Here is a 25,889-nt window from a genome sequence, read left to right as displayed (position 1 = left end):
TGTGAGAACCGGCGCAGCTCAGGACGGGCCAGGGCACCGGCCGGAGCCCGCCACCGGCGGTGACGCTCAGCGAAAGAGCGTGAACCGTACGTGTTGTACCGAATTCATTACGTGGCTGAAGCGTCCTCGCCCTTACGGGGCAGGGGTGACGGCCCCTTACCCTTTTCTCTGGCCCCCTGTCCGACCTTCCCCTCGTACCACTGAGGGGGACCCTCCGGAACGCGAGATTCATGACCGGCACACACGATGTACTGCTTGTCCACGGCGGAACCCCGCTGGAGGGCGAAATCCGCGTCCGCGGCGCCAAGAACCTGGTGCCGAAGGCCATGGTCGCCGCTCTGCTCGGCAGCGGGCCGAGCAGACTGCGCAACGTGCCCGACATCCGCGATGTGCGGGTCGTCCGCGGACTGCTGCAGCTGCACGGTGTGACGGTGCGGCCGGGCGAGGAGCCCGGCGAGCTGGTGCTCGACCCGACGCACGTCGAGAGCGCCAACGTCGCCGACATCGATGCCCACGCGGGTTCCTCGCGGATCCCGATCCTCTTCTGCGGCCCCCTGCTGCACCGCCTCGGCCATGCCTTCATCCCCGGCCTCGGCGGCTGCGACATCGGCGGCCGTCCGATCGACTTCCACTTCGACGTGCTGCGCCAGTTCGGCGCGACCATCGAGAAGCGGGCGGACGGGCAGTACCTGGAGGCCCCGCAGCGGCTGCGCGGCACCAAGATCCGTCTGCCGTACCCGTCGGTCGGCTCGACCGAGCAGGTGCTGCTGACGGCGGTGCTGGCGGAGGGCGTCACCGAGCTGTCGAACGCGGCGGTGGAGCCGGAGATCGAGGACCTCATCTGCGTGCTGCAGAAGATGGGCGCCATCATCTCCATGGACACCGACCGGACGATCCGGATCACCGGTGTCGACCAGCTCGGCGGCTACAACCACAAGGCGCTCCCGGACCGTCTGGAGGCGGCCTCCTGGGCTTCCGCGGCGCTCGCCACCGAGGGCAACATCTATGTGCGCGGCGCCCAGCAGCGCTCGATGATGACGTTCCTGAACACGTACCGGAAGGTCGGTGGCGCGTTCGAGATCGACGACGAGGGCATCCGCTTCTGGCACCCGGGCGGCTCGCTCAACGCCATCGCCCTGGAGACGGACGTGCACCCCGGTTTCCAGACCGACTGGCAGCAGCCCCTGGTGGTGGCCCTCACGCAGGCCGCCGGGCTCTCCATCGTCCACGAGACGGTCTACGAGTCCCGTCTCGGCTTCACCTCCGCGCTCAACCAGATGGGCGCACACATCCAGCTGTACCGCGAGTGCCTGGGCGGCTCCGACTGCCGCTTCGGCCAGCGCAACTTCCTGCACTCCGCGGTCGTGTCCGGGCCGACGAAGCTCCAGGGCGCGGATCTGGTCATTCCCGACCTGCGCGGCGGCTTCTCGTACCTGATCGCGGCGCTGGCGGCGCAGGGGACCTCCCGCGTCCACGGCATCGACCTGATCAACCGCGGCTACGAGAACTTCATGGAGAAGCTCATGGAGCTCGGCGCCAAGGTCGAGCTGCCCGGCGGGGCGCTCGTCTGACGCCTGAGGGCGCGCGAGAGCAGAAAACGCACAGAAGGGCGGCCACCCTCTCGGGTGGCCGCCCTTCGTGTCGTCAGGGAGTGTCCGCAACGTGTCGTCGTCCGCCCGGAGGGCGGGGTTCACGGCGTCCGGTACGTGCGATCGCACGGCTCCGGTGCGCCCTCGTAGCGGAGCTACTCGGGCGTATCGGAACGCGGCGAGCGTGCGAGCAGGGCGTCGCGAACCGGACGAGACGCCGCGGACACGACCTGAGGCTGCTTACTTGCCCTTCGCGGCTTCCTTGAGCTTCGAGCCCGCGGAGACCTTCACGCTGTAGCCGGCCGGGATCTGGATCGGGTCGCCGGTCTGCGGGTTACGAGCGGTGCGAGCGGCACGGTGGGTGCGCTCGAAGGTCAGGAAGCCGGGGATGGTGACCTTCTCGTCACCCTTGGCGACAACCTCGCCGACGGTCTCGGCGAGAGCGGCCAGCACGGCGTCGGCGTCCTTGCGGGTCACCTCGGCGCGGTCGGCCAGCGCGGCCACCAGCTCACTGCGGTTCATGTTCTTACTCCCGTGTTCTTCTTGCCTGTCAGGCGTGAGATCGAAGCCGATGCTGCCAGGGCCCTCGGACAGTCCCCGGACCCGGGTCTGCAGTTCCAGACCCTCGCGCCCGATTACGCATCCTGCCCCCACCAACGGCGGGAAAGCCAATCCGGCACCCTCCAGAGTCACACGAAAAGCGCCACAGCCTCGTCGTGGTGACGTTCCGTTCACTCGCTGGAGACTCCCTGGAGCCGCCGGGCTATGGTCCGTCACCCTAGAGCGGCGGCCGGGGCCCGGCGACTCACGACGCGCCGATGGTGGCGCCCACGGCCTTCGCGGCGTTGCGCACCGCACCGGCGACCGCTCCCGCGACCTTGTCGTTGAAGACGGAGGGGATGATGTAGTTCGGGTTCAGCTCGTCCTCGGTGACGACGTCCGCGAGCGCGGCCGCGGCCGCGAGCATCATCTCGGTGTTGACGGTGCGGGACTGCGCGTCCAGCAGACCGCGGAAGACGCCCGGGAACACCAGCACGTTGTTGATCTGGTTCGGGAAGTCGGAGCGGCCGGTGGCGACAACCGCCGCCGTCTGGCGGGCGATTGCCGGGTCGACTTCGGGGTCGGGGTTCGCGAGCGCGAAGACGATGGCGCCGTCCGCCATGGCCGCGACGTCCTCGCCGCCGAGCACGTTGGGGGCTGAGACACCGATGAAGACGTCCGCGCCGACGGTGGCCTCCTTGAGCGTCCCGCGGACACCCTCGGGGTTGGTGTTGTCGGCGATCCAGCGCAGCGCGGAGCCGGGGACCGCGCCCACCAGGTCCTCGCGCTCCGCGTGCACCACACCGTGGATGTCGGCGACGACGGCGTGCTTCACACCCGCTGCGATCAGCAGTTTCAGGATGGCCGTACCCGCGGCGCCGGCGCCGGACATGACGACTCGCACGTCACCGACCTCCTTGCCGACCACACGCAGCGCGTTGGTCAGCGCGGCCAGCACGACAATGGCGGTGCCGTGCTGGTCGTCGTGGAAGACCGGGATGTCCAGGGCCTCCCGCAACCGCGCCTCGATCTCGAAGCAGCGGGGGGCGGAGATGTCCTCCAGGTTGATACCGGCGAAGCCCGGGGCGATCGCCTTGACGATCGCGACGATCTCGTCGGTGTCCTGGGTGTCCAGGCACAGCGGCCAGGCGTCGATGCCGGCGAACCGCTTGAACAGGGCAGCCTTGCCCTCCATGACGGGCAGCGCGGCCATCGGCCCGATGTTGCCGAGACCGAGGACGGCGGAGCCGTCGGTGACCACGGCGACGGAGTTGCGCTTGATGGTGAGACGGCGGGCGTCCTCGGGGTTCTCGGCGATGGCCATGCAGACCCGCGCCACACCCGGCGTGTAGATCATCGAGAGATCGTCACGGTTGCGGATGGGGTGCTTGGACTGCATCTCGATCTTGCCGCCGAGGTGCATCAGGAACGTACGGTCGGAGACCTTGCCGACGACGACGCCGACGATTTCGCGCAGCTCCTCGACGATCTCGTCGGCGTGCGTGGTGGAGCTGGCCGCGATCGTCACGTCGATCCGCAGCTTCTCGTGGCCGGAGGCGGTCACGTCCAGGCCGGTCACAGAGCCGCCGGAGGACTCCACGGCCGTGGTCAGCTGGGAGACCGCGGTTCCGCTCGCGGGCACCTCCAGCCGGACCGTCATCGAGTACGAGACGCTGGGCGCCGTTGCCATGACCGGGTTCCTCTGCTTTCCCTAGCTTCATTGCCATGCGGCCGTGGCTGCTGCCCGGCGACGCCTTCCGATGGTCGCACCTACCTGCGGGTAGCAGGTAATACTGGTCGTTTAGTTTTCGGAAAGCTTTTTCCACCATACGAGATATGTAGCGGGAGCAGAAGGGGAAACAGAAGAGGCCCACGTCCCTAAGGGGGCGTGGGCCTCTTCCGATGTGGTGTAAGTGACACCGACCCGCCATGCTCGCCTCGCGGCAAGTGGTCGCTCTGAGCGACGAAGGTTGGGCCCGGGGGCTTGGATCGGGCCGGTGTCACGACCAGGCTAACAAAGACTCCCCGAAGGTGATTCCCCTACGACGAGTTGACCGCGGATCAATCCCGCAGCAGGTCCGGGATCCCGTCCGCGTCCGGGTCGTCCCGGCGCCCCGACACCACGGTGAGCTGCTGTGTCGCACGGGTCAGCGCGACGTACAGCACCCGCAGCCCCGCCGGGGACTCGTCCGCGATCTCCGCCGGGGAGACCACCACCGTCGCGTCGTACTCCAGTCCCTTCGCCTCCAGCGAGCCGAGCGCCACCACCCGCTCGCCGAGCCCCTCCAGCCAACGCGCCACCTCGGCGCGCCGGTTCATCGCGGCCACCACACCGACCGTGCCGTCGACGCGGTCCAGCAGGCGCTGCGCCTCCTCCCGGACGGTGCCGGCCAGGTCGTTGCCCCGGACGACCGCGTAGCGCGGCTCGACGCCCGTGGAGCGCACCGCGGACGGGGACTCCATGCCGGGCATGGCGAGCGCCAGCACCTTGGCGGCGAGTTCCGCGATCTCCGCCGGGTTGCGGTAGTTGACCGTGAGCTGGAAACGCCGGCGCGGGCGGCTGCCCAGCGCCTCGTCGCGCGCCTCGGCCGCCTCGTCCGGGTCCGACCAGGACGACTGGGCCGGGTCGCCGACGATCGTCCAGGTCGCGTGCCGGCCGCGGCGGCCGACCATCCGCCACTGCATGGGCGTGAGGTCCTGCGCCTCGTCGACGATGACGTGGGCGTACTCCTCGCGCTCCGCCGCGAGCCGCTCGGCACGCTCGCGCTGGGTCTCCTCGCGCTGCGGCATCAGCTCCTCCAGACCGGTGAGCTGGTCCAGCGGGTCGAGTTCGCGCCTGCGTCGCGGGCGCGCCGGGGAGCCGAGCAGGGTCTGCAGCTCGTCCAGCAGTGCCACGTCGTGCACGGACAGCGGGCCCCGGCCCTCGGGCCCGAGCCTGCGCAGCGAGCGCGCCAGCCGGCGCACTTCGCCCGGATTGAGCACCCGGCGGGCCCACCGCCCCAGCCGCCGCTCGTCCGCCATGGCGACGAGCACCCGACGCGGGGTCAGTTCGGGCCACCACGCGTCCAGGAACGCGATGAAGCTGTCCTCACCGGTGATGTCCTCGTCGAAGGAGGACCGCAGCTCCGCGGCGAGCTCGGGATCCGTGTGCCGGGAGCCGGACCCGGACTTCGCCCACAGGGCGTCGAGCAGCAGCCTGCGGGCGCGCGGGCGCAGCAGGTTGACCGGTGTGGTCCCGCCGAGGACGTTGTGGCGGATGCGTCCGAGTTCCTCGGCCTCGAGTTCGAGCCGGCGGTTGAAGGCGACCACCCGCAGGCGGGTGGGCGGGCCCGTCGGCGCGTCCTGCGGCTCCTCGCCGAAGGCGAGCCGGCCGTCGCGGTTCGCGCTGCCGTTCGCGCTGCCGTTCGCACTGCCGTTCGCGCCGCCGTTGCCGTTGTGCGGTGCCGTGGGTCCGGAGAGCTCCAGGGCGCCTCGGGCGGCCTTGCGGAGGACCTTCAGCATCCGGGACGAGCCCTTGACGCGCGCCACGGCCGGTTCGTCGTAGGCCGTGGCCTCGGCGCCGTCGACCAGATGGCCGACCGCGCGGATCGCGACCTGCCCCTCCTCGCCCAGCGAGGGCAGCACGCCCTCGGTGTAGGAGACGAGCAGCGGCGTCGGCGAGACGATCAGGATGCCGCCCGCGTAGCGCCGGCGGTCCTGGTAGAGGAGGTAGGCGGCCCGGTGCAGCGCCACGGCGGTCTTGCCGGTGCCGGGGCCGCCCTCGACGTAGGTCACGGACGCGGCGGGCGCGCGGATCACCAGGTCCTGTTCGGCCTGGATGGAGGCGACGATGTCCCGCATGGTGTGGCTGCGGGCCTGGCCGAGCGCCGCCATCAGCGCGCCGTCACCGATCACCGGGAGCCGGTCGCCGTCGAGTGTCGCGGTGAGCTCGGGTCTCATCAGGTCGTCCTCGACCCCGAGGACCTTGCGGCCCTTGGAGCGGATCACCCGGCGGCGCACCACGCGGCCCGGGTCGACCGGGGTGGAGCGGTAGAAGGGCGCGGCGGCCGGCGCGCGCCAGTCGATGACCAGGGGCGCGTAGTCGGAGTCGAGGACACCGATACGGCCGATGTGGAGGGTCTCCGCGATGTCGGCGGTGTTGTCGGCTCCGACCGCGTCGTCCGCGGGTTCCACCGAGGTGTACGCCCCGTCGGGTCCCTTCTGCCCGTCCTTGCCGAGCAGCAGGTCGATCCGTCCGAAGAGGAAATCCTCGAACTCGTTGTTGAGCCGATTGAGGTGGATGCCGGCGCGGAAGACCTGGGCATCCCGTTCGGCGAGAGCACCCGGTGTGCCGACCTGGCCGCGTTTCGCGGCGTCGTGCATCAGGAATTCCGCCTCGTGGATCTTCTCCTCGAGGCGGCGGTACACCTGGTCCAGATGTTCCTGTTCGACACCGATTTCCCGGTCCCGGACAGAGTCGACAGCGGCTTCCTGCGCGGCCACCGAGGGCCCCCTTCTGACGTGCACTGGGCAGCCGTCAACCTTATGCGAAGGGGGCGTTTCTGTCAGGCCTCGACTTCCACCAGCTTTTTGCCCTCGAACGTACGGACCTCGAAGTGGTCGATGTCGTTACTGTCCATCGCCGCTCCGCCGTGCACGTACAGCGGCTTCTTGCCGGCCGGGTTCGGGCTGCCGGGAATGCCGTAGCCCCACTCCGGGACGGCCCAGGAGGTCACGATTTCCTCCTCGCCGGTCTTGGAGACGGCGATCAGATTGCACTTGAGCGGCCCTTTGACGTTCTTCAGTTCCAGAACGGTGTGGGTGCCCCAGGCCTTCTTCTCCATGCCGACCGCCGCGCTGACCTTGGTCGTCGCGTCGGTGTGGCCGACCTTGTCCTGGATGAGGGCGAAGGCGTCCTCGGCGGGGGACGTGGACTGCGGCCGGGCCTGGGTGCTGCCCGTGTCGTCCGCCGTCACCACGACGGCCGCGGCGGGGCCGCCGATGATCAGGGCCGCGGCGGCCGCGACCAGGTACATCCCGCGCCGGCGCCTGGCCGCCCGCTTGGCGGCGACCTCGTCCAGCAGGCCGTTCAGCACCTTGGGGCTGGGGGGAGCGGGTACGACGGGAACGGGCCGCGACGGCGGGGCGTCCATCCAGCCCGGCGGCTGCATGCTCCGCATGCCCGGCAGATTCACCACGTTGCTGCTCGGACCCGGGGCGGGGGCCTCGGCCAGCATCGCCAGCATGGGCTCCATACCGGAGAAGTCCTCGAGGTGGGCGGCGCAGATCTGGCAGCCGGCCAGGTGCATCTCGAAGGCGGCGGCGTCAGCGTCGTCGAGCACGCCGAGCACATACGCGCCAACGGCATCGTGGACGGATTCCTGCTCGTGCATGGTCATGCCCTGACCCCCCTTTCCTCCAGTGCGAGCTTCATGGAACGGAGTGCGTAGAACACCCGGGACCGCACCGTCCCACTGGGTATGCCGAGAGTCTCGGCAGCCTCATTGACCGTGCGCCCCTTGAAATACGTCTCGACAAGAACTTCCCTGTGGGCGGGCGTCAAATCATCGAGTGCATCAGAGAGCGTCATCAGCCACAACGCCTTGTCGATCTCGTCCTCCGCAGGCATGACCTCCAGCGGCGACGGATCGACCTCCTGCGGCCGGGCCTGCCGGCTGCGGTGACCGTCGATGACGATGCGGCGTGCGACCGTCACCAGCCAGGGTCGGACAGAGCCGGTTGCTCGGTTGAGCTGACCGGCGTTCTTCCAGGCACGGATGAGCGTCTCCTGCACCACGTCCTCGGCACGCTGGCGATCGCCGGCAACAAGGCGCAGTACATAGGCGAGCAGAGGACCCGCATGTTCGCGATAGAGCGCGCGCATGAGTTCCTCATCAGGTGCTGAGGAGTCGGTGCGTGGCTTATCGCTTCGATGGCGTGCCCTCTGCGGACGGTCATCGGCCACGGCGGCATCCTTGCGCACCTGAACCTCCCGGTCGAGACCCTGTTTTCGGCTGGCTGCTTGTCCTCCTTCACTACGGGGTACGCAGGAGGATCACTCAACGGGTGCCGAAAAACTTTCAAGATCTTTTCGGGTGTCCGGTTCGGGAGACGACGGGCGGTCTCAGGCCCGGGCCACGGAGGCCCTGCGCCGGTGCCGGGCGACCCGTTCGCGGTTGCCGCAGACCTCGCTGGAACACCACCGCCGGCGCCGGCCGCGGGAGGTGTCCAGATAGACGCGGCGACAGCTCTCGCCCTGGCACTGCCGCAGCCCCGCCCTGGCCGCCGGATCGGTCAGCAACTCCACGGCGTCGCGGGCGATCGCGGCGAGCAGGGAGGCGCAGCCGGGTGCCGATCCCAGGGCCCGAACGAGCGTGCCGTCGGCGTCCCGGACGGCTCGGGGGGCGGGCGGTGCGCCGGCCGCGGCCAGGGTGTTCACCCGCTCCAGGGCGGATTCCGCGTACCGGCCGTCGATCTCGGCGCGTACCAACTGGCTGAGTGCGCCGCGCAGTTCGACGAAGCGATCCACCCAGCGGGCATCCACGTCACCGAGCGGAGTGGCGGCCGGCACCAGTCCGGCGCCGGTCAGCCACCGGCCGAGCCGGCCTGCACCGGCGAGCGGTTCGCCCTCACCCGGCTCGGCCTCCGCCGTCGCCATCAGGTCCAGGCACAGGCGCCCGGAGTCGAACCGCCAGTCGTACGACGCCGTACCAGTCGCGCCTGCGGTCATGCGCCTGTCACCGCCTCGGGGTCACCGCCGGGTGTCCCCACCAGAGTGCCCGTCCGGGCGTGCGGCCGGAACCCCTCGTTCTGGTCCGTCCGGCCGCACCCGGGTCTCAGTCGCGGACGAGCGAGGGCGCGATGTCCTCATGGCGCTCGACCGGGATCGCGCCGCGCGCGGCGGCGGGCTTCTTGCCGCAGAAAACGGCCTCCAGCGTCAGCGGCATGACATTCAACACATCGCTGGTGTTGGAGGTGTTCGCCAGGGAGGTGAGGGTGCGCTTTCCGTCCTTCGAGGTGAAGGAGTACGTGTAGTAGCCCTGGACGGTGCCGGTGTGTCCGAAGACGGAGACACCGCAGGACAGATCACGGCGGCGCAGCCCGAGACCGTAGCCCTGGGTGCTGTTGACCGGCACCCACTCCTGCATCTGCGCCAGCCGGGCCGGGGACATCAGCTTCCCGCGCAGCAGGGTGGAGACGAAGGTGTTCAGATCGTGGGTGCTGGAGATCATCGCGCCCGCGCTCTGCGCCCAGGAGGCGGTCTGCCGGGTCGAGTCCACGAGCGGTGCGCCCGCCTCGTCGGGCCGGAGGTAACCCCTGACGTGACGGCCGGGGATCGCGGTGGCGGGGTGGACGTAGAAGGTGTCCTTCTGCTTCAGCGGCTTGATGATCCGGTCGCGGTACTCGCTCTGCACCGTGCGGCCGGTGGCCTTCTCGACGAGCATCCCCGCGACGACGAAGTTGGTGTTGGAGTACGCGTGGGTCGTGCCGGGCTCGACGGTGAGCGGCTTCTGCAGCGACAGCTTCACCAGGTCCTGGTGGCTGAACACCTTGTTGCGCACGGCCTCGAAGCCCGGGACCGTCTGGGCGAACATCTCGTCGGTGTAGTCGTGCAGCCCGCTGCGGTGGCTGAGCAGATGACGCACCGTGATCCGGTCGTCCGGCAGCAGCCCGGGCAGATACGTGTTCACCGAGGTGTCCAGGTCCAGCCGGCCCTCGTCGACCAGCTGGAGCACGACCACCGAGGTGAACGTCTTGGTGACGCTCCCGATGCGGAAGCGGTCGTCGGTGTTCATCGGCCGGCCGGTGGCCCTGTCCGCGACGCCCTCGGTGAGACGGCGGACCGTGCCGTTGTCGTCGATCCGGGCCATCGCGCCCGGGGCTCCCTTCGCCAGGGCCGAGCGCAGGGCCTCGCGCAGAGCGGTCAGGTCGGGCGCCGGCACCGTCGTGCCGGGCGCCGCCGGAACTGCCGGAGCCGCCGCGACTGCCGGTGTCACGCTGTCTGCGGCAGGAGCCGCCGGTGCCGCGAAGGCGGTCGGTGCGGGGACTGCGAGGAGGGACAGCAGGGCCGCGCCCAGCGCCGTACCTCTGCCCACCATGCCTGCGACCATCAGGTTCTTCTCCCATGTCCGATTGCGTACAGCAACGTCCGTCGCCGGCCGAGCCGCTGACGCGACGTCGGCACCACTTGTACGCGCCGGCCCACCGATCGGGTTGCATGCCGGGAGATGAATCCCTCGTCCGTGTTGCCCGCCCGCTCCGTCAGAGTGGCGGCGGGTCGTCGTGCAGGATCCGCTGGAAGAGCAGATGGTCACGCCATGCGCCGTTGATGTGCAGGTAGTTCGGGGCCATGCCGATCCGCTCGAAGCCGCATTTGGCGAGCACCCGCTGCGAGGCGGCGTTGTCGAGCAGGGTGTCCGCCTCCACCCGGTGCAGGCCCAGGTCCTCGCGGGCGGCCCGGCAGACCTCCTCGACGGCGCGGGTGGCGAGCCCGCGGCCGGTGAACTCGGCGTCGATCCAGTAGCCGAGCTGCGCACTGCGGAACGGGCCGAGAGCGATACCGGAGAGCGTGAGCCCGCCGACGATCCGGGTGCCCGCGTGGAAGTGCCAGCGCCGGGTGGTGGGATCGGGTGCCAGCCGGACGGCCTGCCCCTCGGCCGTGTAGAACCGCTCGGGACGGGTCGGCTCGCAGGGGCGCATATGGGCCCGGTTGCGGGCCAGGGCGCGGGCCACGGGTCCCGCGAGGCGCCGGGCGGCGTTCGGCCCGTCGGGCAGCAGACGCGGAAGGTCATCGCTCATCCTGCGTACCGTAGACGCCCGGACATGCGCCTGCGACGCTCGGCCATGGAGAGTCCGGGCCGCCGGCGCTGAACTGGTCACATGACACAGAACACGACGGAGAACAGGTCAGGAGGCCGCGGCGGCAGGGCGGTCCTCGCGGCGGCGACGGCGACCACCGGTCTGATGGCGGGCATCTGGTTCGCCTACGCGATATCGGTGATGCCGGCGCTCGCGCGCAGTGACGACCGTACGTACATCGAGGTGATGCAGAACGTCGACGACGTGATCCAGAACCCGCTCTTCTTCCTCGGGTTCCTGGGCGCGCTCGTGCTCACCGCGATCGCGACCCGGCAGCAGTGGCGGTCCCCGCTGCGGCCCTGGGTGCTCGCGGCGCTGGTGCTGTACTCGGCGGCGTTCCTGTCGACCGTGCTGGTGAGTGTGCCGCTCAGCGAGGACCTGGTCGCGGCCGGGGATCCGGCACGGATCGCCGATCCGGCGGCCGTGCGGGACGCGTACGAGGACCCGTGGGTCGCCTGGAACATCGTGCGCGGGGTGCTGAACATCGCCGCCCTCGGATGTCTGTGCTGGGCGAGCACCCTGCCGCGTCAGACGTCGCCGTACTTGGTGTCCGCTGCCGGGTCCAGCGCGAGCCGGTAGCCCCGCTTGACGACGGTCTGGATCAGCTTGGGCACGCCGAGTGCGGTCCGCAGCCGGGCCATGGCGGTCTCGACGGCATGCTCGTCCCGGCCGGCGCCGGGCAGGGTGCCGAGCAGATCGGCGCGGGAGACGACCCAGCCGGGGCGCCGGGACAGGGCCCGCAGCATGGCCATCCCGGCGGGCGGCACGGGCCGCAGTTCGTCGTCGACGAGGACGGCGTGGCCGCGGATCTCCAATCGGCGCCCGGCGACCGGGAACGTGCGGGCACGAGACGGCAGTTCGGCGCCCAGCACCTGCACCAGCGGCCCGAGCCGGAAGCGCTCGGGCTGGACGGTCGGGATGCCGCGGGCCTGGAGCGGCAGCGCGGTGACGGGTCCCACGCAGGCGGCCAGCACATCGTGTTCCAGTGCGTGCAGCAGCGGTTCGAGCTGTCCGCGCGTCTCGGCGCGGGAGAGCAGCGACGCGGCGGCCGGCGCACTGGTGAAGGTGACGGCGTCCAGGGAGCGCCCGACGACCGCGTCCAGCAGCCGGTCCACGGGGGCCAGGTCCTCCGGGGGCATCCACCGGTAGACGGGGACGAGGACGACATCGGCGCCCGCGGCCCGCAGCGACTCGACGAACCCCGGCAGCGGCTCACCGTGCAGCTGGAGGGCGATCCGACGGCCGGAGACACCTTCGGCGAGGAGCCGGTCGAGGACCTCGGCCATGGACTCCGAGGCCGGTGACCACTCCTCGGTGAGACCCGCGGCACGGATCGCGCCCTTCACCTTCGGACCGCGGGCCAGCAGTTCGACGCCCCGCAGACCGGCCAGCAGTTCCTCGCCGCACCCCCAGCCGTCGGCGGCCTCCACCCAGCCGCGGAAGCCGATGGCGGTGGTGGCGACGGCGACGTCGGGGGCGTGGTCGATCAACTCCTTGGTGGCCGCGAGGAGTTCTGCGTCGTCGGCGAGCGGGACGATCCGCAGCGCGGGAGCGTGCAGGACGGTGGCGCCCCGGCGGCACAGCAGTGCGCCGAGTTCGTCGGCCCGGCGGGCGGCCGTGACACCGACGGTGAAACCGGCGAGCGGCCCGTGGACGGAGCCCCGCGCCTCCTGGGCGTGCTGCGACCGGCCGCCCGGTGCCTGCTGCCGGTCGTGCTGTTCCTGTCGGTCGCCCTGTCCGTCACCCGGTGACCGCGACCGGTCGTGCCCTTCCCGCTGGTTGCGCTGTTCCCGCTGCTCGTTCTGCTCGTTCTGTTCCTGCTGGTCGTGCATCCGGTGTCCCCACTTCGCCGCCCATCCTGCGCGGATGAGGCGACCGAGCCTGCCAAGAGTGCGTGACAGGCTCGGTTCGCCGGTATTTCCCCGCCGTTACGGACGTGTCCGGCTCAGACGCGCGCGTATCCGAGTTGCGGCTCCGCCTCGGGTGCCTCGGTGCGCACCGACGCGGGCGCGGGCCGGCGAAGGTATACCGCCCAGGTCACGACCGAGCACACCGCGTAGAAGAGCAGGAAGCCCACGAAGGCCGCGGTGCCCGTGCCGGCGCTCTGGAACGACTGGCGGAAGGCGAGATTGATTCCGAGGCCGCCGAGCGCGCCCACGGCACCGATGAGCCCCATCGAGGCTCCGGACAGCCGCCGGCCGTAGGCGGCGGCCGCCTCGCCCGACATGCCCTTCGCGAGCGCCTTCGCCTGGAAGATGCCGGGGATCATCTTGTACGTCGAGCCGTTGCCCAGCCCGGTGAGCACGAACAGGGCGATGAAGCCGACGAGGAAGACCGGCAGGGACTCCTGCACGGAGGCGGTGACGACCACGCCCGTGGCCGCCGCCATCGCGAGGAAGTTGCCGAGCGTGATGCGCGCCCCGCCGAAACGGTCCGCGAGAGCCCCGCCCACGGGCCGGATGAGCGAGCCGAGCAACGGTCCGACGAAGGTGAGGGAGGCGGCCTGGAGCGGGCTGCGCCCGAACTGCGTCTGGAGCACCAGGCCGAAGGCGAAGCTGTAGCCGATGAACGAGCCGAAGGTGCCGACGTAGAGGAATGCCATGATCCAGGTGTGGCCGTCCCGGACGGCTTCCCTGGCGGCGCCCGTGTCGTTCTTCACGGGCGCGAGATTGTCCATCCACAGGGCCGCGCAGACCGCGGCGACGACGATCAGCGGGATGTAGGCGCCGAGCACGATGCGGGGATGGGCGGCGCCCGCGGTCCCGATGACGAGCAGCCCGACGAGCTGCACCACCGGCACCCCGATGTTGCCGCCGCCGGCGTTGACGCCGAGGGCCCAGCCCTTCTTCCGCAGCGGGAAGAAGGAGTTGATGTTCGTCATCGAGGAGGCGAAGTTGCCGCCGCCGACGCCGGTGAGCGCGGCGACGAGGAGGAAGGTGCCGTACGAGGTCCCCGGCTCCATCACGGCGTACGCGGCACCGGTCGGCAGCAGCAGCATCAGGGCACTGAAGATCGTCCAGTTCCGGCCGCCGAACCGGGCGACCGCGAAGGTGTACGGCACCCGGATCACGGCGCCCACCAGGGTGGCCGTGCCGATCAGGAAGAACTTCCCGGCCGGGTCGACGCCGTACTCGGGTCCCATGAACAGCACCATCACCGACCACAGGGTCCAGATGGAGAACCCGATGTGCTCGCTGAGCACGGAGAAGACGAGATTGCGCCGGGCGGTCCTCTCCCCCGTCGTACGCCAGAAGGTCTCGTCCTCCGGGTCCCACTGTTCGATCCACCGGCCTGCCATGACGCGCCTCCACGGGTGTCGGGTCGTGGAGGCGACGCTAGGGACGGCGCGTTTCGGCCTCGATGGCTGCAGGTGACCGGTACGCAACGCTGCTCTCACCCGGCGGTCGGCGCGTGTGTGAGCCGCGCTTGCGCTGCGGGATGTCGCGGGGCCACAGCCGGAGCCGTCGTCCGGCCGCGACATCCTCGGCGGGACCGAACAGCAGGATGCACAACGCGATCAGCGCCCAGGCGAGCAGCAGGACGGGCACCCAGCTCTCCAGCAGCCACGGCGCTCCCTCGCTCAGGGCGTCGAGCGACCACATACGGTCCCACAGCGTCGCGGCGGCGAGGATGCACACGTTGTGCCAGAGATAGACGGTCACGGCACGGGAGTTGAGCAGGGAGACCACGCCGTCGAGGCGGCGCAGCCGGCGCGGCCACTCCTGCCACGACGGACTGAAGTGGAGCAGCAGCAGGACCGCGCCGAGCGACCAGAGAGCCTGTGCGGTCGGGATGCCGTCCAGCTCCACGCCCGGCTCACCGAAGCCGTGACGGGTGGCCCACCAGAGGCCGGCCGGCATGAGGAGCACCGGGGCGAGGGAGGGGACGGTATAGCGCGGCAGCCGGGCGAGCAGGCCCTCCTGGTGCGCCATGCCGAGCATCCAGCAGGCGCCGAAGGTGCTGAAGTCGGTGACCGCAGAGTCGATGCGTGTCGGCAGCGAGAGCCCTCCGACGCTCAGCAGGACCGAGAGGGCCACGGGCGCGAGAAGCGCCGGCCACGCGAACCGCCGCAGCAACCGCAGGAGCAGGGGCGACAGCACGACGAACCACAGATAGGCGCGCAGGTACCACAGCGGCTCGGCCATGTCCGCGGCCCATGCGGCGGCCAGGAACGGCGGGTCGCTCAGCGGCAGGACCCAGAACACCGCGGACGGCCCGGGCCGCCAGCCGTGGACCACCATGAGGGTGCCGCAGACCGCGCCGAGGACCCACACCGGGGGCAGCAGACGGCGTACCCGGCCGCGGATCACCTGGAGAGCGGGACGCTCCAGGGAGCGGGCCGTCAGCGCGCCCGCGAGCGCGAACATCACGCCCATGGAGGGGAAGAGCAGCGGCAGCCAGGCCCAGCCCACCAGGTGGTAGAGCACGACGCGGAAGAGGGCGAGCGCGCGCAGCAGGTCGAAGTAGCGGTCCCGGCCGGCCGGCGGGGCCTCGGCCGGCACAGCGGTGTGCGCGGGCGTCGTCCCGGTGACGGACGGGGTCATCCGACCGCCTTCCGGTTCTCGTCGCTGCGCCGCGGAGCGGGCACGGCGCCGGGCGCCTCGACCGTCCCGGTGCGCCGCAGCTTCTGCCAGCGCAACCGGCCGCCGGTCAGGGCCGTGATCCAGGACTGGAGAAGCACGACGTACATCAACTGGCGGTAGAGCAGTTGCTGGAGAGGCAGCGAGATCAGATGGATCATCTTCTCGCCGTCGAGCCGGAACGCGTAGGCGGCGCAGACGACCTGTACGGCGAGGACGCCGAGCCAGGCGGCGACCGTCTTCAGCGTGGGGCCGAAGACGAGTCCGTAGAGCAGGAAGACGTCGATCAGCGGGGCCAGCAGCGGGGCGAGCACCATGAACAGGGAGACCAGCGGCAGTCCGACCCGGCCGAAGCGGCCGGACGGGCCGCGTTCCACGAGGGCCCGCCGGTGCTTCCAGATGGCCTGCATGGTCCCGTACGACCAGCGGTAGCGCTGCGACCACAGCTGCTGCACGCTCTCCGGGGCCTCGGTCCAGGCGCGGGCCTTCTCCGCGTAGACGACGTGCCAGCCGTCGCGGTGCATGGCCATGGTGATGTCGGTGTCCTCGGCGAGGGTGTCCTCGCTCATGCCGCCGACGCGCTCCAGCGCCTCGCGGCGGAAGGCGCCGACCGCGCCGGGGATGGTGGGCATGCAGCGCAGCAGGTCGTACATACGGCGGTCGAGGTTGAAGCCCATCACGTACTCGATGTGCTGCCAGGCGCCGATGAGGGTGTCGCGGTTGCCGACCTTGGCGTTGCCTGCGACGGCGCCGACGCGCTCGTCACCGAAGGGCTGCACCAGTTCGCGGACGGTGGAGGGCTCGAAGACGGTGTCACCGTCCATCATCACGATGAGGTCGTGACGGGCGTGCCGGATGCCGTTGTTGAGCGCCTCCGGCTTGCCGGAGTTGACCTGGCGCACGACGTGCACGTTGGGCAGCGCCATCGCGTCGACGAGATCGGCGGTGCCGTCCGCGGACCCGTCGTCGATGACGACGACCTCGATGGGATGGTCGCTCGCCATCAGGGAGCGGACGGTGTTCTCGATGCACTCCTTCTCGTTGTACGCGGGGACCAGCACCGTCACCGGTTCGGTGACCGGCGGACCCCAGCGGAAGTTCCGGCGGCGCACCTTGCGGGCGTGCGCGAACGAGAGAAGGAGCATCAGGCCGAACCGGGCGAGGACCAGGACGCCGATGACGGCGAGCCCGGCGACCAGAACACCGGTGGTGCTCTCCGAGACGGCGACCGCGGCGACGAACGCCTTGCCCTTCCACAGGTCGGTGCCGGTGACCGGGGTGTGGGCGCTGGGAGCGCCGAGCGCCTCGGTGAGGTTGGCGAAGGTGTAGCCCCTGGCCTTCATCTGCGGCAGCAGCCGTTCGAGCGCGGCGACGGTCTGCGAGCGTTCGCCGCCGGAGTCGTGCATCAGCACGATCGAGCCCTTGGTGCCCCGGGGTGTGGCCCGTTCGAGGATGGCCTGGGCACCGGGGCGCTTCCAGTCCTCGGAGTCAGTGTTGTTGAAGACGGTGATGTAGCCGTGGCTGCCGATGTACTGGGCGACCGGCCAGGACTTGTTGTCGAGAGCCTCGGAGGACGAGGAGTACGGCGGCCGGAACAGGGAGGTGCGGATGCCCGCCGCCCCCGCGAGCGTCAACTGGTTCTGGGAGAGCTCCCAGTCGATCCGGTCGGTGGACTGGAAGGCCAGGTCGGGGTGGTTGAAGGTGTGCAGCCCGATCTCGTGGCCCTCCCGCACCATCCGCTCGACGAGGTCGGGGTACCGGGACGCCATGGTGCCCGTGACGAAGAAGACGGCGTGGGCGTCGTGCGCCTTCAGGGCGTCGAGTACCCGCGGCGTCCAGACCGGGTCCGGACCGTCGTCGAAGGTGAGCACCAGTTTGCGGTCGGGCACGGTCAGGGCCTTGGGATCGGCCTTGTCGCGTACGTCGATGACCGGCCCGCCGTCGAGGATCTTCTGCGGCACCTGGTCGGACGGGGCCGGTGGCCGCACGCGGTGGTCGGCGAGGATCTCGCTGTGCACATAGCCGCGCAGCATCAGCATGGCCGCCAGCGCGATCAGGAAGACCACGGGAAGCAGATAGCGCATGGGGAGTCGCCGGCGAACGCCGGACCGGGGCCTCCGCCGCTGCGGGGCCCCTCTGCCGTGACGGGTCATCTGTCAGGCGCCTTCTTGCGCGGGGGGTTCGACGGGCGCGCTCGTGGGCGCGGAAGGAGAGGGCGAGGGGTCGACGGGACTGGCCACCGGTTCGGGCAAGGGGTCGCCGCCGCCCGGAGAGGCGGTGGGCGTCGGGCCGCCGCCGGGTGCGGGAACACCACCGCCGGCGGAGGGTTCGGCGGGCGCGGGGGCCGGCGCCTTGGCACCGGGGACCGCCGGAACCACCTTCGGGGCACCGCTCGACACCGTGGACGAGGTGGGCCGCTGCGGCAGTACGGCGCCGGTGGAGTCGGTGGGCGCCGGGGCGCCGGGCCGGTAGCCGGGGGCGTCGCCCGCGGAGACCGGTTCACTGGGAGCGGGCTCGACCTCCACCTTCTCCTTCTTCTTGCTCTCCGCGAACTGGCTGATGCCGGGCAGCCACGGCGCGGTGGAGCTGCCGCCGACGAGTGCGGTCACGAGGGTGACGGCGTAGCAGGCGCAGACGGCGGCCAGTACCCAGCCTGCCCGGCGGAACTTTTTGCTTCTGCGGCCGCTCTCGTCCACGAACACCGGGCCGTCCGAGCCTTCCTGGGCCGGCGGTTCGGACGCCGCCTCCCCCAGTTTTCGGCCAAGTCCGTCGAGTTGAACGGTGACCTCGTTCGGCTCATGCGTATGCCCGATACGGGCATCTTCTTGCCAATTTTCCACAGCTGTGCGCACATCCCCCACTGGCTCAATACGGATGCGCGGACGTATGTCGTGATCTCGGCCTGGGTCCCCACCCGCCCCGAGCGCCCTGTGTTGCACCGCATCCGGAGGGACGAACGTAGCCCACACGAGGTACCGAACGGGTGCTTCTGTCAGTTGTTGTCACACATGAGCGTGATGTCGCACTCCGGCAACCATTCCGAAGCCTCTCTTTCCAGCCAGCCCTCCCGTGCACCCAGTTCGTCGACCGCCGCATGCAGGGCGTCCACGCCCGGGTGGCGCATTCCCTTGCGCCACACCATCGACAGCGGCGACAGCGGAACGGGGTCGACGATCGGGCGCATGACCGTGCCCGCCACGGCCGGGAAGTCCACCACCGCGAGGACCGGATTGCGGGTCTTCGCCATCACCCGGCGGAACTCCTCGACGCCCACCGCCACCGGCGCGGGCGGGGCGAGCGCGATCCCGCGGCCCGCGAACAGGTGCCGTGCGAGGTCCGTCCATTCCAGCGTGCGGGGGTTGCCCGCACCGGCGTAGACGGTCTCCCCCGCGAGCGCGTCCAGCGGAACGTGCTCCCGCGCGGCCAGCGGGTGATCGTGCGGCAGGACGACGCCCAGCGGTTCGTACCGGACGATCCGATGGGACAGCAGCGCCCGCACCGGGCCTTCGAGGCCGGCGAAGCGCCCGAAGGAGACGTCGAGCCGCGCCGCGACGATCTCGGCGGCGGCACCGGTCAGCCCGCTCTCGAAGCGGGCCATCAGCTCGCAATCCGGGGCGAGTTCGCGCGCCCGGGCGAGGATGCGGCCGGACACCATGCCCTCGCTGTTGAGGTCCACGAGCAGCGGCCGGTCGGCGGCGGTGAAGGCGGCCCTCAGCTCGTCGTGCGCCGCAAGGACGGCCCGCGCGTACGGCAGCAGCCGTTCGCCGTCGGCCGTGAGCGTCACCCGCCGGGTGCTCCGCACGAACAGCGCGGCCCCCAACTCCCGCTCCAGCCGCCGGACATCGCGGCTCAGCGCCTGCTGGGCGACGTACAGCCGGGCCGCGGCGCGAGTGAAGTGCAGTTCGTCGGCGACGGCGGCGAAGGCGCGCAGCAGCCGCGGTTCGATGTCCATGGGCACCGGGTGAATTTACAACGCCGGTGCGTCAATTGACTCTCCACAGGTGTTGGACCCCATCCTGACCTGCGGCGATGGTGGTTCCATGCCGTACGCCAGACTCTTCGCGACCCCGGGTGCCCGCGCCTTCACCGCCGGAAATCTCCTCGCCCGCCTCCCCATGGGGATGTTCAGCGTCAGCGCCGTCATCATGATCGCCGGATCGCGGGGCTCCTACGCGCTCGCCGGCGCCGTCACCGCGACGGGACTGGCGGCCACCGCACTCGTCGCCCCCTGGACGGCCCGGCTCGTCGACCGCCACGGGCAGGCCCGTGTCGCCGTACCCGCCACCGCCCTCGCCGTGCTCGGCTCGCTCGCCCTCCTGCTCTGCATACGCTTCGACGCACCGGACTGGACGCTCTTCGCCGCGTATGCCGCCACCGCCACGACCCCCAACACCGGCGGCATGTCACGCGCCCGGTGGGCCCACATCCACCGGGAGCCCACGCCCGAGAACGCCGCCGCACTGCACACGGCGAACTCCTTCGAACAGGCCGCCGACGAGCTCTGCTTCATGCTCGGCCCGGTCGTCGCCGCCCTTCTGTGCTCGGCCCTCTTCCCGGAGGCGGGCACTCTGACCGGCGCGGTCCTGCTGCTGACCGGCATCCTGATCTTCGCGGCCCAGCGCTCCACCGAGCCGCCGGTCTCCGCGCGCACGCCCGGCGCGCGATCCCCGCTGCGCACGCCGGGGATGGCCTCCCTGCTCGCGGTCTTCCTGGCCACCGGCATGGTCTTCGGCGCCCTGGAGGTCAGCACGCTCGCCGTCCTCGACGGTCCCCGGGCCGGGCTGCTGCTGGGCCTCCAGGCGGCGGGTTCGTGTGCCGCGGGCCTGCTCTACGGGACTCTCCGCGCGGGCGGGAACCTGCCGGGCCGCCTCGTCGCCTGCCTGGCGGCCATGACCGCCCTGATGACGCTGCCCCTGCTCGCGGCCCGCACCGGATCGGCCGTCGTTCTCGCGGCGGCCCTGCTGCTGGCGGGCGCCGCCACCGCACCGACGATGGTGACGGGAATGTCCCTGGTCCAGCGGATGACCCCCGAGGGCAGCCTCAACGAAGGCATGACGCTCGCCGTCACGGCGATCCTCGGCGGCATCGCGGCCGGCTCGGCCACGGCGGGCTGGACGGTCGAGCACATGGGCGCGGCCTACGGATACACGATCCCGGTGTGCGCGGCCGCGCTGGCGCTGCTGATGGCCGGCGTGGCGGGAGCAGGCGCGGCAGGAGCACGCGCGGCGAAGGCCCGGCTGCCGTGAAAGCCGGGGCCCTCCGCCCACCGCGGGCCTTCCCAGGCATGGCCTCCCCAGGCATGGCGAAGGCCCGGCTGTCGTGACAGCCGGGCCTTCGCCCACATGGGGTCCACACAAGGTGGGAGTGGAGATGGCGGGAATCGAACCCGCGTCCAACGGTGCAGAATCAGGACTTCTCCGAGCGCAGTCCGCTGCGATTTTCTCGGCCCCGGAGATCACGCGGACAAGTCTCCGACGGGCTCAGTCACTGTTTGGTTTCCCTCTGCACCCCGTGACCGGGTTCAGAGGTTTAGTTCCCTAGATGACGTCAGGAACCGGGTCGGGAACAGTCCCGGGCTGACGCTCCATAGTGAAGGTTCGTTCTACTGCCTGAGATCAGGCAGCGAGGGCGAAGGCTTCGGAGGTATCGCGCTTGGAATTGGCGATTATTGTTTGCGACACGTGGTTAACGAGATCATTGCCGCTTCCTCGGCTCGCTTCTCCTGCTTCGACATCCGCTGTCGAAACCGATCATCCCCATGTTGATTTTTCAAAGGCGCCCCTTCGAGAGGGGCTGTCGCCATCGTACGTGACCAACGCGGCCACATGCCACCGTATTCCCGCGGGTCAGGCCTTCATGCCCACCGCCCGGGACCACGGGGCACCGCCGGCCTCCCGGGCCCCCGCCGCCCGGCCCTCAGGCCCGCTGGCGGCGGCGGACCGCGGAGACCGCGCGGTCGGTCTCACGGCGGTCCTGCTTCTCCCGCAGTGTCTGCCGCTTGTCGTACTCCTTCTTGCCCTTCGCCAGAGCGATCTCGACCTTCGCCCGGCCGTCCTTGAAGTACAGCGCCAGGGGCACGATGGTGTGACCCGTCTCCTGCGCCTTGGACTCCAGCTTGTCGATCTCCTCGCGGTGCATGAGGAGCTTCCGCCGCCGGCGGGCCGAGTGGTTGGTCCAAGTGCCCTGGCTGTACTCGGGGACGTGCACGTTGTGCAGCCACGCCTCGTGTCCGTCGATCTGGACGAAGCCGTCCGCCAGCGAGGCCCGCCCCTGACGCAGCGACTTCACCTCGGTACCCATCAGCACGAGCCCGCACTCGTAGGTGTCGAGGATGAGGTAGTCGTGCCGCGCCTTCTTGTTCTGCGCGATCAGCTTGCGCCCTTTTTCCTTAGCCATAGTGCGGTCATTTTCGCACTACGACCCACCCCCGAGGCCACTCAATACCGTGCGGGCCCGTTCCTCGGCGCCTTCGGCGGCCAGCAGGTCGGGTGTGATGCCCCGGCCGTCGACGCTGTGACCGGCCGGCGTGCGGTAGTGCCCGACCGTGAGCTCGGCGACCGATCCGTCCGGCAGCCGGCTGGGCATCTGCACGGACCCCTTGCCGAAGGTGCGCGAACCGACGGCGATCGCACGGCCGCGGTCCTGGAGGGCCCCGGTCACCAGCTCGGCGGCGCTCATGGTGCCGCTGTCGACCAGTGCGACCACAGGTCTGGCGGTGTCCCCGCCCGCCGAGGCGTAGAGGGAGCGCTGCTCACCCCGTATGTCGTACGTGGCGACGAGCCCGCCGTCCAGGAAGGCGGAGGCGGCGGCGACGGCCTCGGCGACCAGGCCGCCCGCGTTGCCGCGCAGATCGAGCAGGACACCGGCGCCGGCGGGGGCGGACCGCACCGCGTCCCGGACCCGGGCGCCCGAGCCCTTGGTGAAGGAGGAGACCTTGATCATCACTGCGCCGTCCCGAAGGTGACGCACGGTGACGGTCTCGGTGCTGAGTGTCGTACGGGTCAGGGTCTCGGTCCACGTGCGGCCGGCGCGCTCCATGCCGAGGGCCACGCGCGTGCGCTCGCTTCCGCGCAGCTGGGCCACGACCTCGGGTACGGGACGGTCGGCCACCCGCCTGCCGTCGATGGTGCGCAGCCGGTCGCCGGCCTTGATGCCCGCCTTCTCCGCGGGGCCGCCGGACTGGACCCGGGCCACTTCGACGCGCCCGTCGGCGGTCCGGCGGGCGGTCAGGCCGACACCGGTGTACTCGCCGTCGAGGGCCTGCTGGAAGTCCGCGTACTCCTGGCGGTCGTACACCGCCCCCCACCGGTCGCCGCTGCGGCTGACGACTTCTTCGGCCGCCTTCGTCCCCGACTTGCCGTCAGCCATGGCCTCGGCGGCGGCGCGGGCCAGAGCGTCGCGGTCGACGGTGGCAGAGGCGGGCCGGGCGGCCAGCGGGCGGGGGGCGCTGTCGTCCTCGCGCGGCAGGGCGTTGGTGGCCGCCGCGGTGGCGAGAACGCTCGCAAAGACCAATGTCAGGGCCGCCCCGCGGCGAATGCGGCGGGGCCGAGGACAGAACTCCGGGCCCGGCATGGCGACGAGTCTAGGCCAAGCGAAGGGCGCCGTACGGTTGTTGCCCGTACGGCGCCCGGGGCGCTTGTCACACCTTGAGGTACTTGCGCAATGCGATGAAAGCGGCCATGGCGGGCATCAGCAGACCGATCGCTATCACCAGCGGGAGCTTGGTGACGACCGCGTCCCAGCCGATGAAATTGACCAGTTGCATCTTCTCGGACAGCGCCAAGCCGTGGTCGATCAGGAAGTACCTGCCGACGAGCAGCATCAACGAGGCGACCAGACCGCCCAACAGGCCCGCGAACGCGGCCTCCATGATGAACGGCATCTGGATGTAGAAGCTGGACGCTCCCACCAGCCGCATGATCCCGGTCTCACGCCTACGGCTGAACGCCGACACCCGCACGGTGTTGACGATCAGCATCAGCGCAATCACCAGCATCAGCGCCATCACGAACAGTGCCGCTATGTTCATGCCGTTCATCAGGGAGAAGAGATTCTCCAGGATGTTGCGCTGGTCCTGGACGGACTGCACGCCGTCCCGGCCCGCGAAGGCGGTGGCGACGACCTTGTACTTCTCCGGGTCGTCCAGCTTGACCCGGAACGACTCCTGCATCTGGTCCGGCGTGATGGTGGACGCGATGGGAGTGTCGCCGTACTGGTCGCGGTAGTGCTTGTACGCCTCCTCGGCCGTCTCGTGATGGACGGAGTCGACCACGTCCATCTTCTTGAGATCGGTCTCGATCTGCTGCTTCTGCTGTGCGGTGACCGCGCCCTTGGCGCACTTGGGCGACGTGGACGCGTCGTTCTTGTTGCACAGGAAGATGGAGACGTTGACCTTGTCGTACCAGAAGTCCTTCATGGTGCTGACCTGCTCGCGCATGAGCAGCGCGCCGCCGAAGAGGGCGAGCGACAGAGCCACGGAGACGATGACGGCGAAGGTCATGGTGAGATTGCGACGGAGACCGACGCCGATCTCCGACAGTACGAACTGGGCGCGCATCGCGTGCGTTCAGCCTTTCCTTAGCTCAGTGCTGGTAGCCGTAGACGCCGCGTGCCTGGTCGCGTACGAGACGGCCCTTCTCGAGCTCGATCACACGCTTGCGCATCTGGTCGACGATGTTCTGGTCGTGGGTCGCCATCACGACGGTCGTACCGGTCCTGTTGATCCGGTCCAGCAACTTCATGATGCCGACGGACGTCTGCGGGTCGAGGTTGCCGGTCGGCTCGTCCGCGATCAGCAGCATCGGCCGATTGACGAACGCCCGCGCGATCGCGACGCGCTGCTGCTCACCGCCGGAGAGCTCACCGGGCATCCGGTCCTCTTTCCCGCCGAGTCCGACGAGGTCGAGAACCTGCGGCACGGCCTTGCGGATCTCGCCGCGCGGCTTGCCGATGACCTCCTGCGCGAACGCCACGTTCTCCGCGACGGTCTTGTTGGGCAGGAGGCGGAAATCCTGGAAGACGGTGCCCAGCTGGCGGCGCATGTGCGGCACCTTGAAGTTGGACAGCCGTGCCAGGTCCTTGCCGAGGACGTGCACGAGCCCCTGGCTTGCGCGCTCCTCGCGGAGGACCAGCCGCAGAAAGGTCGACTTGCCGGAACCGGACGAACCCACCAGGAAGACGAACTCTCCCTTCTCGATCTCGAGAGAGACGTCACGCAGGGCGGGGCGGTTCTGCTTGGGGTAGCTCTTGGAGACGTTGTCGAATCGGATCACGGGTGCACCACGGTCGGCCGGGAGTAGGTGTGCGTGACATTACGCGAAGCGGGGTTGCAGGCGCAGTCAACAGTCTGGGTTGCGTACTTTGTCACGTCACGGATGACGAAGGAACGGGTGGGGCGCGCCGAAAAGCGCCCGAGCTGGCATGGTGGTAGGGGAACAGTGTCGTTCCCCTGTGCGTTGTCGGGAAAGAACTGTGCATACGGTCCCGCGCCTGCGGCTCCGGCGCGCGGGAGGAGGAGAGCGCATGACCTACGACCGATTGGTGTGCGCCAACTGCGCGGCCCCGGTGAACGAGGGCCGCTGCCCGGTGTGCCGGGCGAACCGCGAGCGACTCCAGCAGGAGGGACCGTTCGGCGGTCTGAGCCCGGTGGCGCTGCTGACGCTGCTGGTGGTGTTGATCGCGGCGCTGGCGCTGCTGGCCGCGCACCAGACCGCGTAGGACGTACGCAAAAGGAGGGCCCGGGGCGCTGAGCGCGCCCCGGGCCCTCCTTTCTGTGTGCTGTGCGTCTGTGTGCTGTGCGCTACGCGCCGTAATGCTTAGACGGCGGTGCGGTTACTGCCCACGAGACGCGGGAGCATCCGGAAGCCGATACCACCGGCGATCATGGTGGCAGCGCCGAGGAGCAGGAAGGTGGTCTCGGCGGCACCGGTCTCCGCCAGCTCCTCCTTGGCCTCGCCCTGCTCGACCGGCTGGGAGCCGGCGTTGTCGGTGTCGGTGTTGTTGCCGTCACCGTCGATCACGCCGGTGGTGCCACCGGAGGTCGTCGAGCCACCGTCGGTGCCGCCGGTGGTGCTGCCGCCGGTGGTCTGGCCCTCGGTGCCGCCGGTGGTCTGACCCTCGGTCGTACCACCGGTCGTCTGACCCTCGGTCGTACCACCGGTGGTCTGACCCTCGGTCGTACCGCCCGTGGTCTGACCCTCGGTCGTACCACCGGTCGTCTGACCCTCGGTCGTACCGCCCGTGGTCTGACCCTCGGTCGTACCGCCCGTGGTCTGACCCTCGGTCGTACCACCGGTCGTCTGACCCTCGGTCGTACCGCCCGTGGTCTGACCCTCGGTCGTAC

General features: G+C 70.3%; 23 protein-coding genes and 1 other RNA gene. 4 read left to right on the top strand and 20 right to left on the bottom strand.

Going from position 1 to position 25,889, the window contains the following annotated elements:
* Nucleotides 1-230: 230 nt before the first annotated feature.
* Nucleotides 231-1,571: a UDP-N-acetylglucosamine 1-carboxyvinyltransferase gene (gene murA, locus ABTX78_RS15670; protein ID WP_352207339.1), complete on the top strand. Its 1,341-nt coding sequence runs from the start codon at nt 231-233 to the stop codon at nt 1,569-1,571.
* Between the two features lie 258 nt (nt 1,572-1,829).
* On the opposite strand, the gene ABTX78_RS15665 is transcribed toward murA, so the two are convergent.
* The 8 genes from ABTX78_RS15665 to ABTX78_RS15630 form a co-directional block, all read right to left on the bottom strand.
* Nucleotides 1,830-2,111: an HU family DNA-binding protein gene (locus ABTX78_RS15665; RefSeq protein WP_004571953.1), complete on the bottom strand. Its 282-nt coding sequence runs from the start codon at nt 2,109-2,111 to the stop codon at nt 1,830-1,832.
* Nucleotides 2,112-2,394: 283 nt separating this feature from the next.
* Complete coding sequence (locus ABTX78_RS15660; protein WP_352207338.1) at nt 2,395-3,819, bottom strand: NAD-dependent malic enzyme; 1,425 nt, start codon at nt 3,817-3,819, stop codon at nt 2,395-2,397.
* 371 nt (nt 3,820-4,190) lie between these two features.
* A complete protein-coding gene (locus ABTX78_RS15655) occupies nt 4,191-6,611 on the bottom strand; it encodes a HelD family protein (protein WP_352207337.1) in 2,421 nt (806 codons plus the stop codon).
* Between the two features lie 62 nt (nt 6,612-6,673).
* Nucleotides 6,674-7,507, bottom strand: a complete 834-nt coding sequence (locus ABTX78_RS15650) for an anti-sigma factor family protein (protein WP_352207336.1) — start codon at nt 7,505-7,507, stop codon at nt 6,674-6,676.
* On the bottom strand, nt 7,504-8,091 hold the full coding sequence (locus ABTX78_RS15645; protein WP_313946057.1) for a sigma-70 family RNA polymerase sigma factor: 588 nt from the start codon (nt 8,089-8,091) through the stop codon (nt 7,504-7,506). Before ABTX78_RS15645 ends, ABTX78_RS15650 begins: the two co-directional genes overlap by 4 nt.
* A gap of 141 nt (nt 8,092-8,232) precedes the next feature.
* Nucleotides 8,233-8,838, bottom strand: coding sequence for a CGNR zinc finger domain-containing protein (locus ABTX78_RS15640; RefSeq protein WP_352207335.1), 606 nt, complete (start codon nt 8,836-8,838; stop codon nt 8,233-8,235).
* Between the two features lie 106 nt (nt 8,839-8,944).
* Entirely contained in the window at nt 8,945-10,207 is a 1,263-nt protein-coding gene (locus ABTX78_RS15635; RefSeq protein WP_502993881.1) for a serine hydrolase domain-containing protein, read from the bottom strand.
* Nucleotides 10,208-10,370: 163 nt separating this feature from the next.
* Nucleotides 10,371-10,907 (bottom strand): GNAT family N-acetyltransferase, encoded by a 537-nt coding sequence (locus ABTX78_RS15630; protein WP_352207334.1) that lies wholly within the window; start codon nt 10,905-10,907, stop codon nt 10,371-10,373.
* A gap of 81 nt (nt 10,908-10,988) precedes the next feature.
* Here ABTX78_RS15630 and ABTX78_RS15625 point away from each other — a divergent pair, with 81 nt between their 5' ends.
* Nucleotides 10,989-11,546, top strand: a complete 558-nt coding sequence (locus tag ABTX78_RS15625; protein WP_352207333.1) for an anthrone oxygenase family protein — start codon at nt 10,989-10,991, stop codon at nt 11,544-11,546.
* Here ABTX78_RS15625 and ABTX78_RS15620 read toward each other — a convergent pair.
* From ABTX78_RS15620 to ABTX78_RS15595, 6 genes are all read right to left on the bottom strand, one after another.
* Nucleotides 11,495-12,799 carry a uroporphyrinogen-III synthase gene (locus tag ABTX78_RS15620; protein ID WP_352207332.1) on the bottom strand — a complete coding sequence of 435 codons (1,305 nt, stop codon included), beginning with the start codon at nt 12,797-12,799 and terminating at the stop codon, nt 11,495-11,497. The genes ABTX78_RS15625 and ABTX78_RS15620 overlap by 52 nt on opposite strands.
* A gap of 113 nt (nt 12,800-12,912) precedes the next feature.
* Nucleotides 12,913-14,265, bottom strand: coding sequence for a nitrate/nitrite transporter (locus tag ABTX78_RS15615; RefSeq protein ID WP_352207331.1), 1,353 nt, complete (start codon nt 14,263-14,265; stop codon nt 12,913-12,915).
* Nucleotides 14,266-14,302: 37 nt separating this feature from the next.
* Entirely contained in the window at nt 14,303-15,511 is a 1,209-nt protein-coding gene (locus ABTX78_RS15610) for an acyltransferase family protein (protein WP_352207330.1), read from the bottom strand.
* On the bottom strand, nt 15,508-17,631 hold the full coding sequence (locus ABTX78_RS15605) for a bifunctional polysaccharide deacetylase/glycosyltransferase family 2 protein (protein WP_352207329.1): 2,124 nt from the start codon (nt 17,629-17,631) through the stop codon (nt 15,508-15,510). The genes ABTX78_RS15610 and ABTX78_RS15605 overlap by 4 nt, the downstream gene beginning before the upstream one ends.
* A 72-nt stretch (nt 17,632-17,703) precedes the next feature.
* Nucleotides 17,704-18,387, bottom strand: a complete 684-nt coding sequence (locus ABTX78_RS15600) for a hypothetical protein (RefSeq protein ID WP_352207328.1) — start codon at nt 18,385-18,387, stop codon at nt 17,704-17,706.
* 152 nt (nt 18,388-18,539) lie between these two features.
* Nucleotides 18,540-19,499 (bottom strand): LysR family transcriptional regulator, encoded by a 960-nt coding sequence (locus tag ABTX78_RS15595; RefSeq protein ID WP_352207327.1) that lies wholly within the window; start codon nt 19,497-19,499, stop codon nt 18,540-18,542.
* 88 nt (nt 19,500-19,587) lie between these two features.
* On the opposite strand from ABTX78_RS15595, the gene ABTX78_RS15590 reads away from it, so the two are divergent.
* Nucleotides 19,588-20,793 (top strand): MFS transporter, encoded by a 1,206-nt coding sequence (locus ABTX78_RS15590; RefSeq protein WP_352207326.1) that lies wholly within the window; start codon nt 19,588-19,590, stop codon nt 20,791-20,793.
* Between the two features lie 116 nt (nt 20,794-20,909).
* On the opposite strand, the gene ssrA is transcribed toward ABTX78_RS15590, so the two are convergent.
* From ssrA to ftsE, 5 genes are all read right to left on the bottom strand, one after another.
* Nucleotides 20,910-21,305, bottom strand: a transfer-messenger RNA (tmRNA) gene (gene ssrA / locus ABTX78_RS15585).
* A 158-nt stretch (nt 21,306-21,463) separates the two neighbouring features.
* Nucleotides 21,464-21,943 carry an SsrA-binding protein SmpB gene (gene smpB, locus ABTX78_RS15580; RefSeq protein WP_313946037.1) on the bottom strand — a complete coding sequence of 160 codons (480 nt, stop codon included), beginning with the start codon at nt 21,941-21,943 and terminating at the stop codon, nt 21,464-21,466.
* A gap of 18 nt (nt 21,944-21,961) precedes the next feature.
* Nucleotides 21,962-23,119 (bottom strand): S41 family peptidase, encoded by a 1,158-nt coding sequence (locus tag ABTX78_RS15575; RefSeq protein WP_352207325.1) that lies wholly within the window; start codon nt 23,117-23,119, stop codon nt 21,962-21,964.
* 67 nt (nt 23,120-23,186) lie between these two features.
* A complete protein-coding gene (ftsX, locus tag ABTX78_RS15570; protein ID WP_352207324.1) occupies nt 23,187-24,104 on the bottom strand; it encodes a permease-like cell division protein FtsX in 918 nt (305 codons plus the stop codon).
* Nucleotides 24,105-24,129: 25 nt separating this feature from the next.
* A complete protein-coding gene (gene ftsE / locus ABTX78_RS15565) occupies nt 24,130-24,819 on the bottom strand; it encodes a cell division ATP-binding protein FtsE (protein ID WP_313946034.1) in 690 nt (229 codons plus the stop codon).
* Between the two features lie 250 nt (nt 24,820-25,069).
* Here ftsE and ABTX78_RS15560 point away from each other — a divergent pair, with 250 nt between their 5' ends.
* Entirely contained in the window at nt 25,070-25,264 is a 195-nt protein-coding gene (locus ABTX78_RS15560; RefSeq protein WP_313946033.1) for a hypothetical protein, read from the top strand.
* A gap of 98 nt (nt 25,265-25,362) precedes the next feature.
* On the opposite strand, the gene ABTX78_RS15555 is transcribed toward ABTX78_RS15560, so the two are convergent.
* On the bottom strand, nt 25,363-25,889 hold a 527-nt coding region (locus ABTX78_RS15555; protein ID WP_352207323.1), incomplete at its 5' end, for a hypothetical protein.

Origin of the sequence: Streptomyces sp. NPDC096193 (assembly GCF_040302905.1) — a bacterium.
Lineage (GTDB): Bacteria > Actinomycetota > Actinomycetes > Streptomycetales > Streptomycetaceae > Streptomyces.
The sequence above is the reverse complement of the archived record's forward strand: the minus strand, read 5'-3'. Positions and strand labels throughout refer to the sequence as shown.